The sequence below is a fragment of the Halomonas sp. LS-001 genome (genome assembly GCF_052983955.1).
Genome location: NZ_CM129816.1, coordinates 3,152,800 through 3,166,000 on the forward strand (window position 1 = coordinate 3,152,800; position 13,201 = coordinate 3,166,000).

Annotated in this window: 11 protein-coding genes; 2 read left to right on the top strand and 9 right to left on the bottom strand. The window is 52.8% G+C overall.

Translation table 11 applies throughout. The features are described 5' to 3' along the window. Positions 1-41 precede the first annotated feature (41 nt). Both aceE and ampD read right to left on the bottom strand, forming a co-directional pair. Complete coding sequence (gene aceE / locus ACU6TU_RS14150) at positions 42-2,714, bottom strand: pyruvate dehydrogenase (acetyl-transferring), homodimeric type (RefSeq protein ID WP_447142034.1); 2,673 nt, start codon at positions 2,712-2,714, stop codon at positions 42-44. A gap of 446 nt (positions 2,715-3,160) precedes the next feature. Continuing rightward, a complete protein-coding gene (gene ampD, locus ACU6TU_RS14155; RefSeq protein ID WP_447142035.1) occupies positions 3,161-3,778 on the bottom strand; it encodes a 1,6-anhydro-N-acetylmuramyl-L-alanine amidase AmpD in 618 nt (205 codons plus the stop codon). A gap of 137 nt (positions 3,779-3,915) precedes the next feature. Between ampD and nadC the strand changes: the two genes are divergently transcribed. After that, a complete protein-coding gene (gene nadC / locus ACU6TU_RS14160) occupies positions 3,916-4,773 on the top strand; it encodes a carboxylating nicotinate-nucleotide diphosphorylase (RefSeq protein ID WP_447142036.1) in 858 nt (285 codons plus the stop codon). Positions 4,774-4,860: 87 nt separating this feature from the next. On the opposite strand, the gene ACU6TU_RS14165 is transcribed toward nadC, so the two are convergent. After that, positions 4,861-5,388, bottom strand: coding sequence for a GNAT family N-acetyltransferase (locus tag ACU6TU_RS14165; RefSeq protein ID WP_447142037.1), 528 nt, complete (start codon positions 5,386-5,388; stop codon positions 4,861-4,863). Positions 5,389-5,556: 168 nt separating this feature from the next. Between ACU6TU_RS14165 and tsaA the strand changes: the two genes are divergently transcribed. Next, positions 5,557-6,291 carry a tRNA (N6-threonylcarbamoyladenosine(37)-N6)-methyltransferase TrmO gene (gene tsaA / locus ACU6TU_RS14170; protein WP_447142038.1) on the top strand — a complete coding sequence of 245 codons (735 nt, stop codon included), beginning with the start codon at positions 5,557-5,559 and terminating at the stop codon, positions 6,289-6,291. Between the two features lie 3 nt (positions 6,292-6,294). Here tsaA and ACU6TU_RS14175 read toward each other — a convergent pair whose 3' ends face one another. The 6 genes from ACU6TU_RS14175 to ACU6TU_RS14200 form a co-directional block, all read right to left on the bottom strand. Next, a complete protein-coding gene (locus ACU6TU_RS14175) occupies positions 6,295-8,604 on the bottom strand; it encodes a CHASE2 domain-containing protein (RefSeq protein ID WP_447142039.1) in 2,310 nt (769 codons plus the stop codon). Next, complete coding sequence (locus ACU6TU_RS14180; RefSeq protein ID WP_447142040.1) at positions 8,588-9,946, bottom strand: FecR domain-containing protein; 1,359 nt, start codon at positions 9,944-9,946, stop codon at positions 8,588-8,590. The genes ACU6TU_RS14175 and ACU6TU_RS14180 overlap by 17 nt, the downstream gene beginning before the upstream one ends. A 185-nt stretch (positions 9,947-10,131) precedes the next feature. After that, positions 10,132-11,067 (bottom strand): SH3 domain-containing protein, encoded by a 936-nt coding sequence (locus tag ACU6TU_RS14185; RefSeq protein WP_447142041.1) that lies wholly within the window; start codon positions 11,065-11,067, stop codon positions 10,132-10,134. A 112-nt stretch (positions 11,068-11,179) separates the two neighbouring features. Further along, positions 11,180-11,530, bottom strand: a complete 351-nt coding sequence (locus ACU6TU_RS14190; protein ID WP_447142042.1) for a DUF6447 family protein — start codon at positions 11,528-11,530, stop codon at positions 11,180-11,182. A gap of 110 nt (positions 11,531-11,640) precedes the next feature. Continuing rightward, positions 11,641-12,084, bottom strand: a complete 444-nt coding sequence (locus ACU6TU_RS14195) for a hypothetical protein (protein ID WP_447142043.1) — start codon at positions 12,082-12,084, stop codon at positions 11,641-11,643. Between the two features lie 297 nt (positions 12,085-12,381). Continuing rightward, positions 12,382-13,197 (bottom strand): OmpA family protein, encoded by an 816-nt coding sequence (locus ACU6TU_RS14200; RefSeq protein WP_447142044.1) that lies wholly within the window; start codon positions 13,195-13,197, stop codon positions 12,382-12,384. Positions 13,198-13,201 lie beyond the last annotated feature (4 nt).

Here is a 13,201-nt window from a genome sequence, read left to right on the forward strand (position 1 = left end):
AATCGGATCGAGCCGGCGGGAAACTCCCGCCGGTCTGCGGATCAGCTGGTCAGCGGGTTAGGCTTGTTTGGGTCGATACCGTACTTCTTCAACGCTTCGCCCACTTGGGCGCGCTTGATATCGCCGCGATCGGCCAACGCTTTCAAGGCTGCTACCACGACGAAGTAGCGATCCACCTCGAAGAAGTAACGCAGCTTCTCACGTGTATCAGAACGGCCAAAGCCATCCGTACCCAGTACGCTGTAGTCAGTGGGTACCCAGGCACGCACCTGGTCGGCATAAAGCTTCATATAGTCGGTGGCAGCAATAGCAGGGCCATCGCGACCTTCCAGACATTGGGTGATATGCGGCTTGGGCGCTTCTTTGTCCGGGTTCAGGAAGGCCTCGCGATCAATAAGTAGCGCTTCCCGACGTAGCTCATTGAAGCTGGGTACGCTCCAGATATCGGCGGCAATTCCCCAATCTTTCTCCAGAAGTTCCGCACCTGCTTCCACTTCGCGCAGGATAGTGCCCGAGCCAAGCAGCTGAACACGGCCTTTGTCGCCCTGGGTTTCACGTAACAGATACATACCCTTGACAATGTCATCAGCAGGCACTTCATCAAGCGCTGGATGCTCATAATTCTCGTTCATCACCGTCAGATAGTAGAAGCAGCTTTCCTTGTCGACGAACATGCGCTTCAAGCCATCCTGCATAATGACGGCAACTTCATGGGCGTAAGTCGGGTCATAGCTTCTGCAGTTAGGAATCGTCGATGCCTGAATCAGACTGTGGCCATCCTGGTGCTGCAGACCTTCACCGTTAAGCGTGGTGCGCCCGGCAGTTCCCCCGATCATAAAGCCACGCGCCTGCATGTCACCGGCAGCCCAAGCCAGATCACCTATCCGCTGGAAGCCAAACATGGAGTAATAAACATAGAAAGGCAGCAGTGGTAGGCTGTGGTTCGCATAGGAAGTTGCCGCCGCAATCCAGGCCGACATGGCTCCTGCCTCGGAAATCCCTTCTTCGAGAATCTGCCCTTTCTTGTCCTCGCGGTAGAACATGATCTGGCCTTTATCGACCGGCTCATATTTCTGACCTTCCGAGGTATAGATCCCCAGTTGACGGAACATCCCCTCCATACCGAAGGTACGTGCCTCATCAGGAATAATCGGCACAACACGGCTACCTAGGTTCTTGTCCTTGACCAGACCATTAAGGACACGAACAAAGGCCATGGTAGTGGACACTTCACGGCCTTTGGAGCCACCCATCTGCGAGGCAAAGGCTTTGTCATCCAGCCCAGGAATTGGCAACGGTTCAAAATCGTGCCGACGCTGAGGCAAGAAGCCGCCCAGGCGCTCACGTTGCAGGTGCATATACTTGAGTTCTGGGGAGTCGTCGCTCGGCTTGTAGTAGGGAACTTCCTTGAGCTCTTCGTCGCTCAGCGGAATACCAAAGCGGTCACGGAACGTTTTCAGCGCTTCATGCTCCATGCTCTTGACCTGGTGGGCTTCATTGGCAGCCTCGCCATCGCCGCTACCCATGCCATAGCCTTTGATGGTATGCGCAAGAATCACCGTCGGCTTTCCGTTGGAAGTATTAACAGCCTCGTGATAAGCAGCATAAACCTTGAACGGATCATGACCACCACGGTTAAGCTTCCAGATATCATCATCGGAAAGGTCTTTGACCATTTCTTCCGTTTCAGGATACTTGCCGAAGAAGTGCTCACGGGTATAAGCGCCGCCATTGGCTTTATAGTTCTGATACTCGCCGTCAACCGCTTCATCCATGCGTTTCTGCAGAATGCCTTTCTTGTCTTTCTCGAACAGTGGATCCCAGTGACGTCCCCATACCACCTTGACCACATTCCACCCGGCACCGCGGAAGACGCCTTCCAGTTCATCGATAATACGCGAGTTACCACGTACCGGGCCGTCAAGACGTTGAAGGTTGCAGTTGATGACGAAAATCAGGTTATCGAGATTTTCTCGCCCTGCCAGCGAGATTGCCCCCAGGGATTCCGGCTCGTCACACTCACCGTCACCCATGAAGCACCAGATTTTGCGATCCTGCATGTCTTTCATTTCACGTGAGTGCAGATATTTCATCACGTGGGCCTGATAAATGGCCATGATCGGGCCAAGCCCCATGGATACCGTCGGGAACTGCCAGAAATCCGGCATCAGCCAGGGGTGTGGATAGGAGGACAGGCCGTCGCCATCCACTTCCTGGCGGAAACGATCCATCTGCTCTTCTGTCAGGCGACCCAACAAGTACGCACGTGCATAGACACCTGGCGCCACGTGTCCCTGGATATAAACCAGATCACCATCAAAGTCGCCTTCAGGACCACGGAAGAAGTGGTTAAAACCTACGTCATAAAGGGTTGCCGAAGACATGAAGCTGGCGATATGACCACCCAGCCCCGGCTTGGCCCGGTTATTGCGAATGACCTGCGCGATAGCGTTGTAACGCACCATTGAGCGAATACGACGCTCCATGAACAGGTCGCCGGGCATTGGGGCTTCGCGGTGAACCGGAATGGTATTGCGGTGCGGGGTCGTCACCGAAAAAGGCACCTTCATGCCATCCCGACGCATGCGATCCGCCAGGCGAGTCATCAGGTGGCGGGCGCGTTCTTCACCCTCGCGATCCAGTACCGATTCCAGGGAATCCAGCCATTCCGTGGTTTCGAGCGGATCGAGATCTTCTCTTGTCTCCAGACTCATAAAGGTCTCTCCGAATGACGATAAATAACAAAGGCCCCGCAAACCATGATGGGGCCCGAACCGCCCAGGCATTGACGACGTCGTATGACACCGCTACCCCAGCAGCTCAGTATTGGCCCTGCCCACGGCAATGCCATCGGCTAAGGGAAAAATTGCCTTGCGTTCAGATCACCCCCTGCCCCGACAGGGCCAGGAATGAGCTTCGTTTAGCTTCAAAGTGTTAAGTACACGTAAAACGCAGGATGTAGTAAAGCTACAAAACAACATCATAATGAGTTTTTTATACAACAGAAGATACCGCAAAGTCAGCACGCTGCCAATTCTGAGATACAGTAAAATCCTATCGAAAACAATCTACTGCACTGCAGCATGACACCATTTTCGACAGAAGCCATTGTGATGACTCCATTTTTATGTAGTTAAACTACCGTTTTATTACAAGTGTTTTATTTCGAATTGCCATCTGGCAAGTGGGTAAGCTGTTGAAACAAATAAGCCCAATCAAACGCGGGCCCAGGGTCGGTTTTTCTTAATGGAGCCACGTGTGCATGGCTGGTAATACGCGTGCGATCAATCTCGGGGTAGCGCTCCAACAGGCCATCAATCAGTGTCGTCAATCTAAGGTACTGCGCTTTGGTAAACGGCGTGCTGTCATCCCCTTCCAGTTCAATGCCAATAGAACAGTCATTCAGCGCCTGACGCCACTTATCAGCACGTGCATCCCACCAGCGCGAACGCCCCGCATGCCATGCTCGGCGCGGGGTTTCAACAAACTGCACACATTCCCCATCACGACGAATCAAAAAATGCGCTGACACCCGCAAGTCAGCAATTTCCGAAAAATAAGGATGCGCCTCAGGTATCAGTTGATTGGTAAAAAGCGCTTCGATGGCACCACCGCCAAACTCCCCAGGGGGCAAACTGATCGCATGTAACACTATCAAGGACACCTCGCCATCAGGACGCTCGTCAGCGTTGGGTGAACACACCCAGCGATCCGGTGCTCCCTTATCAACCGATCGCTCAACTGATGGGTCTATTGATGGGTCTATTAATTCCTGCATGTTGTTCAGACTCCTGCCTTTTTTGACACGATCATGACGCTGCGCCCTCTGATTCCCTATAATAATTAACTATACTATTTCACTATACTGTGTCGACACGCCAGTTGATGAATAACATTCGGGGAAGTGACCTTACCATGCATTATTACACCGCTCTTGCTGAAGAGATCCGCGCCAGCGCCGCTCATTTGATTACTGAAGATGTTGGCCCGGCCGACATGACCGCGCAGCTGATCCCGGAATCACAATGGGCTAATGCTAGCGTTATTACTCGTGAACCCGCCGTTTTATGCGGTGTAGCCTGGGTAGATGAAATATTTCGTCGCCTGGATAGCCGCGTCATCCTTAGCTGGCAGGCAGCCGATGGCGATAAACTTGAAGAAGGTCAGTGTTTTCTGACACTTGAAGGCCCTGCGCGCAGCCTGCTGACCGGGGAGCGTGCTGCCCTTAACGTACTGCAGACCCTTTCAGCCACGGCAACGGCCACACGCCGTTACGTAGACCTGCTGGATGGCACGGATGTGCGGCTGCTTGATACACGTAAAACCTTACCGAATATGCGACTGGCGCAAAAATACGCTGTCACCTGTGGGGGTGGCCACAATCATCGCATTGGACTTTGGGACGCATTTCTCATCAAGGAGAATCACATTGCAGCCTGTGGAGGCATTGCCGCTGCCGTTGAGGAAGCCCGCAAACTGGCAAGCGACCTGCCATTGGAAGTGGAAGTGGAAACCTTTGAAGAGCTGGATCAGGCACTTGCAGCAGGTGCTGACACCATCATGCTGGACAATTTCTCGCTTGATGAGCTGCGCGAAGCCGTCAGGCGCAATGCGGGGCGTGCCACGCTTGAAGCCTCCGGCAACGTTAATGACACCACGCTTAGGACCATCGCTGAAACCGGGGTTAACTGTATCTCCAGCGGCGCACTCACCAAGGACATCAAGGCCATCGACCTGTCCATGCGGATAACGGAAACCTACAGCGAAGGATGAACCGCCATATTGGATGGCCACTCCCGCATGTCCGCCGTTCTGTCATTCCCGCGTGCCTTTAGCGGGAATCCATTTTGAAGTAGGCTCTCAGGTTTCCACGGCTTTAAGCTGTTTACGCAAACGGTAACGTTTCAATGATTCACCGCCGCGTTCCACCCATTCTTCACCCAGAGTTGACCAGCCACGCCGTTCAAGTCGTTCATGGAGCATTTCACTGGCTTCAATTTCAATCGCACCATGGCCGTCTTCCAACAGCAGACGTTCCGCGTGGATCAACAAGGTGGTACCGATACCGCGCCCGCCAAGCGACGGCCACACATACAGGGTTTCCACTCGGCCTGCCTGGCCATTAAGCTCCAGAAATCCGACGCAACGGCCATCACAGGTAGCCACCAGCGTTGTATAGAGCAGGTGGCGTGCGGCCCAGGCACAGGCTTCACGGGGGAGTACGTTGGCCCAGGCACGGCGCTGCGCCAACGAGTAGTGCCCTGCGGCGCCCTGCATGACGGCATGATAGAAAACTTCTGCCTGATCCGCTGCATCACGCATCAATGCTTGCCGATACATGATGCGTGATGTGGCTGCCGACGGAGGCGATGCCAACACGTCTGTCATACTGGCGTCTCCAAAAAGCGTTAAGATCAACGATTAAAATTACGTTTAAACCGTTACTCTATATAGATAAGCCATTGGCTGCCAATAATGCAAGTCGGCGTTTTAAAAAAAGGCTGGCTCAACACATCAACCTCATCCAGAGCAAGCCTTCTTGCCATACGTGAAACCATGTCACACAACTCAGCAACGCCCTCGTCATTCACGTTCTCACCGATAGGTTATATCGAGAGCGATTACCCAGAAAAATTCGGGGTTCCGCGTCAACCCGGTCTGGCCACGGCAGCTAATGCTACGCTGACCCTGGTCGCCCCTTTCAACGACCCACTTTGCGTACGCGAACTGGATGCGTTCAGCCATTTATGGATCAGTTTTATCTTTCATCAAAGCCCTGAACGCTGGACGCCTTTGATTCGCCCACCGCGCCTGGGCGGTAACAAAAAAGTCGGCGTATTTGCCAGTCGTAGCACCCATCGCCCTAACCGTCTGGGTCTATCCCTGGTCGCGCTTGAGCGAGTCGATACCCATCAAGGAGTACGGTTACATTTTAAAGGAGGCGATTTTGTCAGCGGTACGCCAGTCGTCGATATCAAGCCTTACCTGCCCTGGGCCGACGCAAGCGCTGATGCCAGCGCAGGGTTCGCACCAGAACCGCCCACTACACTGGCCGTCAGTTTTTCCTCAGCGGCTGAGAAGGTGTTGAAGGGCCGTGAAGACGGAGAGGAACTGGAAAAACTGATCCGTCAGGTGATTAGCCAGGACCCTCGCCCGGCTTACCACACTTTTGAAAATCACCGGATTTACGGCGTACCATTACGCGATGTTAATGTGCGCTTCTATACACAATCCACGGGTGATGGCAACGTCAGCATGCATGTCAGTGAGATCGAACCGCTAACGCGTTAGCCGTTAATCCGGTGGGCAGGCAGGCAGTGTGAGAGTGAACCGACTGCCTTTCCCCAACTCGCTTTTACAGGTCACACTACCACCGTGTTTCTCGGCAACCGCTTTTACCAAGGCTAATCCCAGACCGTGCCCTTTCGCCACATTGTCACCGTCACTGCGGTGATAATCCTCAAAAACCCTGTCGATTTCATCAGCGGCAATGCCCACCCCGTTATCCACAACGTCCAGGGTCACCCACTCAACATTGGCATTCACGCATACCTTAACTTCGCCCTGCTCACGGCCATACTTCACCGCATTTTCCACCAGATTAAAGACCGCGCGTGCCAGATAACCTTTATCGCCAAGAACAGGGGCACCATCTTCATCGTTGAACTCACTGACGACTTGTATCTGCTTTGAACGTGCCAACGGGCGCACCTGATCGAGCACTTCCATCGCCAAGTCTTCCAACAATAGAAAATCACGCTCAAAGACAAAGGATTTCGCCCGGGTAAGACCAATAAAGTCGTTAATCATACCCAGGCTCGCTCTCAGGCTTTGCTCAAGCTGTTCGTAAAACCGTGTTGTCGGTTGGGCATTTTCCGACTCCCGTTGCGCATCAATCAGAGCCAGCGCACGGGTCTGTGGTGCTTTCATATCATGGGAAAGAAAACTCAACATACTTGAGCGCTGGGCTTCGATAGCCACCTCACTGGTCAGATCCACTAACCACACCAACCAACCACCTCCGACAAGGCTCGTCGGCGTGGTTAGGCGCCCCATTTCCAGCCGATAGGTACTGCCTTCACCGTCCATGCACAAACCGCCTGAGACAGTCTTCAGTGTCTCATCACTGCTAAACATTTCTGGCGGCCACACCGTCGAAAAGCCTTGAGAGTCTTCAAACGACACGCGTTCCGGCAGGCTTGAAATATGGATTAAAGGCGAATTACTACCTTCCCGATCCTTAAGCGTGGTTGCCTTGCTATTGGCAAGCAAAACGGTGCCATCTTCATTAAGGATAAAAATCGGCAGCGGTAGTGAATGCATCACATCAAGGATGAAACGTCGCCCCTGCACCAGACGGGTCAAGGCAAACTCCAGCGACTGCAACTGCTGATAAAGCTTGCCACCTTCACTCAGCCTCGCCTGCTCCTGCTGATAAGGCAGGATAGGGGACTCACGATAAAGAAGCTTCAATTCCTGCTCGAACCAGGAAAGCAGCGTTGCCTGACTACGCCAGAGAATGACCACAAAGGCTAACCCCAGCGCTATCAGGCTGGCAGACGGCGGCCACCACCACCCCAGATTCAAGGCGATGAGCGAAGCAGAGACAGAACCTACTGAGATCGCCAATACAATCAATAGCATATAGCGAAAACGCAACCACCAGACGAGCAGCATCAACAGCAGTATCGGGAGTCCCGCCAGCAATGCCCCAAGCATGGGATTCGTCTTATGGATAAGATTGCCATCTCGCAGTGCATCCAACAGGTGGGCGTGTACCTCAACGCCAGGCATCAGATCTCGTGAGAGTAGCGACATATTGTAACGATCACCCATGCCAAGCGCCGTCATTCCCACCAGCACAATCCGCCCCTCCAGAAATGCATCCGGCAGACGATTTTCCAACACATCATAATAAGACACGGAAGGATAATGATTCGGCCAGCCACGGTAGGGAATACGTACCGGCTTTTTGCTTAACGTGCGGGTATCAATCCCGGCGACACTTGCCATCAACTGCGGCCAATCCTGGCCATCACGTGATTCTCGCAGTACGACCTCACGCGCAACGCCATCCCTGTCCAGTGAAATATTAATATGACCGATTGAGCGTGCCGCCTCCAATAGTGCCGGCGCAGGCATCAAGGTATCACGGAAAGGCGCGCCAGAAGCGCGTTCAGGTAACAGAGCAAGCGGTAAATACACGTTCCCGTGAGAGGTCATCGCCTGCACCAGGCGGGCATCCTGTTCTGGCTCCCGGCTGGGCTCTGTCAGCAGAATATCCAATACAATAGCGGATGCCCCGGCAGCCTCAAGCTTTTCAATCAAACGAGCATGAACCTCGCGTGGCCATGGCCATCGGCCAAGCCATTGCAGGCTCGGCTCATCAATTTCAACAATCAGGACATCCTGGGAGGGCGGCGACGACTTAGATGACAGCCAGGTATCGTAGAGGTAATTATCGGAAAGTAGTGGAGAAACACTATAGATAAAAAAGGCAATGGGCAGCAAAAGACTGACCATTGCCCACCAGCTGATAACAAAGCGCCGGTGTAGCGCCTCGGTGATACGAAACCCGGAAGGCTCCTTATTGCCCTGAGTCATCCAGTCGCCCACTGTCAATTACGCTGGCAACATTGCCCTGGGCGTCAAGCCTGACCACTCGCCAGAAAACTCTCCCTTGAGGTACGTTTCGTACGTTTAACACCCCTGTGGTTACCGGCGGATAACTGATCAAGACTTTCTCGAAGGCGGCATCCACCGCCAACTCCAGTGTGTAAGAAATTTCTGCCTGACGCGTCCAGTTGAAACGCCATATTTCACCTTCACGACTAACGGAAACACCTTCCATGACATGCTGAACCGGCAGCTGGGCATAGTTACCCACGATGCCCTCGTAACCGACAGCCGCAACGCGCAGATAGTAATCACCTGACGGGACAGAAGAAAACGTAAACTGAGGATCAGAACTACGCTGTTCTGCCACTAAATCCAGCGCCTGTGCATCTCGAGTCAACTGTGCCTGATAACCATCGGCCAATCTCATTGACCGTACCCTAACGGCTAAATCTCCGCCTGCCAGGGGCTCGGCATCCAGAATATCAGGCGGCATCAGTAAGCCAACAACATCAATATCGCCGTCACGGGAGACGCGTGTCCCCTGACCTGCAGAAACCTGTGCCCGCTCTCCAAGCTGCTGATCCTGAACAGCGACCCGACCTTCATATACAGAAGAAAGTGTCGCATCGTCTGCATAACTCACCGAGAAACGCGTTCCGCGCACACCAAGAACACCACTTCTGGTTTCAATATTGTAGGGTCGACTTTTATTATGACGGGAAGGCACCTGTGATTCGACACCACCGGCTTCAAGGGTAAGACGGATACCTCTTTCTCCATCGCGATGAACCATTACACGTGAATTGGATGGCACCACGGCTCTTGCACCATCGCTCATTTCCAGCGTTAGCGACGCACCTCGGCCAGTTTCCAGCGTATCACCTTCATTCACGACAACACCCTGCTCAAGCAATACCTTTTCCCCCTCTTCGACTCGCCAGGCATCACCATAGAGATAGAGCACTGAGAGAGGAAAAGCGTCTTTCAGGGCAAGGTCAACAACGGTGTCCGGCTGCAAAAGAGTTGGTTCATTAATCGTGTTGGCTTGTTGCAGAAAGTACCACTCGAAAGGATTATCGAAGTAGCGCTCAGCAATACCCCAAAGGGTATCGCCAGGCACAACACGGTGAACCTCTGGTCGACCTGGGTCTGATTGAGCAGGATGCTCTGGTGGGTGTCTGGTGTCATCGGCCATGAGGGCTGGCGAAGCTGACAATAGCAACGCTGCGATGGAGGCTAACAGCCGCTGACCAAGCGAACTGCGAGAAGTGCACGAGGATAAGATCGGGAGCGTTTCGCGAATGGCTTTATGATATTTTTTCTTCATGATTACCCCATGGTGGCCATATACCGAGGGCGTATTACTATCGATCGCCTGTCTGTCAGAAGAGTACACCACCAAGTAAATAAATGTAAACTAATAAATACCAAACTGATAAACATGGTTATCACCTATGAATATCGCTGCCACAAAGTCGTCCACAAGGCACATCGTTTTCGTCTGGTTCAGTATTATTCAATCAATGTATTGGCAACCCAGCCCAGCATCGCACCCTGCTCGCCATCAAAATGAATCTGACTCCAGCCGTCTGTGCTTCCCAGCACATAAACAGTAACACCACGCTCAAGCTGAGCAATTCTTTCATGATCGGTACCATTGCCTGCACGAATGTTCACTCGGCCCGCAGCGATTTGTTTCGTATCCAGATATTCGCGGCTGACCTTGATGTTCTCAAGCGCCAGTTCATTCCCACCCCGTACGGCATTCGCGAACCAGAATACTGCCCATGCATGGTTACGCTCAACGCCGCTGCCTCGCGCATACATGGCGCCCAGGTTATTCATGGCAAAGGGGTCATTCTGTTTGGCCGCACGCTCATACCACTCGAAAGCACGCGTAAAGCTTTGTTCAACACCGCGCCCATTTTCGTAAAGGCTGCCGATATTGTTCTGAGCAGGCACATGACCCTGTTCTGCCGCCAGAGAGAACCAGCGAGCTGCCAGCGCAGGGTCTTCTTCTACACCCATGCCCTCAAGATACATCAACCCAAGCTGGAACTGAGCGGGGACATCCTCAGCTTCTGCCGCGAGTTGCAGCCATTCCACCGCGTCTGCAGGCCCCTTGCCTTCGATTTCTTCACGTAGGAAAAGCTCTGCCAGACGCACCTGGGCATCCACTTCATCGTTATCAGCCGCCAGACGATACCATTTATAGGCTTCGTTCATATCCTTACCAACACCCTGGCCTCGCTCGAACATCATGCCTAGAGCAAACTGGGACTCGCCGTCTCCACGTTCGGCAGCGGTCCGCCACTCATGTACGGCTGACGCAAAGTTACCGCGCTGATACTCATCCAGGCCTTTATCGTAATCAGCAAAAGCGTGACTCCCAGGTAAAGCGAAGGAAATACCAAGAATGATCATGCCCAGCCAGCGTGTAGTTTTCATAAGATGGCCCTCCAAAGGTACAGCAAATGATTGCTGGCCAAGTTTACGATACGTCGAACGCCAACATGGCGGCTCCTGGTATAAGCCTTCACCAAGAGCCGCCTGCGGTTAATTATTTAACCGGCGTAATGTCCTGGACGACTTCCGCCAGGATGCGTGCATAGGTGTTACGAGCCGTCTGGGTGATGGCCATTTGATCCTGAAGACGCTGCATTTCCTGATCTGTCACGCGCAGGTTTTGTAACTGCTCGCGACCTTTCTGACCAAGGCTTTCAAGCGTATATTCTTTGCCATCAATGGTAATGGTTGGTTTTTGATCGTTTTCTCCAACCGCAACGGCTTCCTGCTTTTTCGTCGTTTCAGTCACGTTATTCTCGCTCTGTGTATCAGTGTTCGTAGTCGCCGCTGTTTCTGCGGTTTCTGCTTTGGTGCTTTTACGACGTGTGGTGCGTGGCTTGCTCATTCAAACAACTTCCTTTTCCATGAGAAAAATAGCGAGTTATCAATTCACAGTAAATACGTGGTGTACGCCAGAACAAGCACTGCCTGCCAGAAACAACAGGCAGATGCTATTTATTCCTGAGTAGACGTTGCACTTTCTTCGGTGGCTTCGGCTTCCACTGCAGCTTCTACATCAGCTTCTGCTGCTGCGGCTTCTTCCTGGGCATCAGCATTGATGCGCTCATGCGTTAACACGCACAGCACGCCCGTCTGGGTGTGATGAATTTCGTGGTTAGAATCACAGTAAAGTGCCATGGTGTTAAGCAGGCGACTTTCTAGAATCAGCGGATTTTGCACATCCACATCGCTAATCGCCAAACGCGCCATAAACAGACCACCTTCCGGGCAATCCAGTGCCTGCTCATCGCTTGAGGCGACACACACAGACCCCTGATCAACACGCGCTGCGTCTTTTCCGGCATCCTGTTCCGCCAGCGCATTCATGCTGACAATAGAAAGCCCAACGGCTGCAACCACAGCGAGAACGAAGGTTGCGAAATAGCCAAAAAATCTCATGGTAATGCTCCTGTCTGAAAGTCCAAACTGGCTGGAAATCAGCCAATAAGTAATTGGTCTGCTAATTGACGCTGGAAGCGCGGTGTTCCCTAGCAAATAGTTGACCAGAATAGATCCCGCAAGTTTTGCTCAAAAGTGCTTTTTAGCAACAAAGACTAATAACTTTAGTAACTTAACAGCTGCTAATTTAATGTTTTAAAACAACAGCTTTGCGAGAATAGCGTTAAATCAATAGCTTTAAAAAAACAGGACACCTGACAGCGACTGCTGCCAAACGCCCTGCTATATCGCTATCTGTTACCGCTGTAGTTCAGTGACGGTAATCTCAACGCGACGGTTAGGCCGCAGGCATTCCGTAACTGCTGCCGTTGCACGTGTGCCGGGGCACTCGACTACCGGGTCTGCCTCTCCACGCCCCATCGTATCGATGTTGCGACGCATGATACCTTGACCGGATAAATAACCGGCAACAGTATCTGCTCGCGACTGCGACAAGCGCAGGTTGTAATCATCGCTGCCGAAACGGTCTGTGTAACCAGCGATCATCAACCCTGGAACCGCAAAATCGACCAGCGTCTGTTGTGCGACACGATCTAACGCCCGGCGACCTTCCAACGTCAGCTTATCGCTATCAAAGTCAAACAGGACATCACCCGACAACGTCATGACTTTATCATCAGCCACTTCTTCGACTTCAATGGGTGCCAGCAGCGCCGGGCACTGAGGATCGCGCCAGCGGGTACTTTCCAGCGCCATGTCGTCGTCAAACTCTACTTTATACTGGCAGGTCAAATAGTCATTGCCCTGACCGGTATAAAGATTGAAAACGTAATCCCACTCGCGCACACCAAAGAAGCCTTCGCTAAAGTGCGGGTCGCCCAGTAGCTGACGGACCTGATGTTTGCTTTGGCCTTCCCCGATACGCAGGACATCATTTGGTTCAACGAACTTACCGCCGTCGTACCACTTATCGTTCAATGCCGGAAATCCATCACCGGCATCAGTGATATCGGTGCGATCTGTGTTAGGCGGACTTGCACAGCCCGCCAACGTCATCATTGCCGCGATACCGGCGGCCCCGAGGGCCGCCTTCAACATTGGGTTAGTCTGCATTATA

What these genes read in the sequence shown, in the direction of transcription:
- aceE (WP_447142034.1), bottom strand. Translation starts at nt 2,714, where the DNA reads ATGAGTCTGGAGACAAGAGAAGATCTCGATCCGCTCGAAACCACGGAA.
- ampD (WP_447142035.1), bottom strand. Translation starts at nt 3,778, where the DNA reads ATGCAGGAATTAATAGACCCATCAATAGACCCATCAGTTGAGCGATCG.
- nadC (WP_447142036.1), top strand. Translation starts at nt 3,916, where the DNA reads ATGCATTATTACACCGCTCTTGCTGAAGAGATCCGCGCCAGCGCCGCT.
- ACU6TU_RS14165 (WP_447142037.1), bottom strand. Translation starts at nt 5,388, where the DNA reads ATGACAGACGTGTTGGCATCGCCTCCGTCGGCAGCCACATCACGCATC.
- tsaA (WP_447142038.1), top strand. Translation starts at nt 5,557, where the DNA reads ATGTCACACAACTCAGCAACGCCCTCGTCATTCACGTTCTCACCGATA.
- ACU6TU_RS14175 (WP_447142039.1), bottom strand. Translation starts at nt 8,604, where the DNA reads ATGACTCAGGGCAATAAGGAGCCTTCCGGGTTTCGTATCACCGAGGCG.
- ACU6TU_RS14180 (WP_447142040.1), bottom strand. Translation starts at nt 9,946, where the DNA reads ATGAAGAAAAAATATCATAAAGCCATTCGCGAAACGCTCCCGATCTTA.
- ACU6TU_RS14185 (WP_447142041.1), bottom strand. Translation starts at nt 11,067, where the DNA reads ATGAAAACTACACGCTGGCTGGGCATGATCATTCTTGGTATTTCCTTC.
- ACU6TU_RS14190 (WP_447142042.1), bottom strand. Translation starts at nt 11,530, where the DNA reads ATGAGCAAGCCACGCACCACACGTCGTAAAAGCACCAAAGCAGAAACC.
- ACU6TU_RS14195 (WP_447142043.1), bottom strand. Translation starts at nt 12,084, where the DNA reads ATGAGATTTTTTGGCTATTTCGCAACCTTCGTTCTCGCTGTGGTTGCA.
- ACU6TU_RS14200 (WP_447142044.1), bottom strand. Translation starts at nt 13,197, where the DNA reads ATGCAGACTAACCCAATGTTGAAGGCGGCCCTCGGGGCCGCCGGTATC.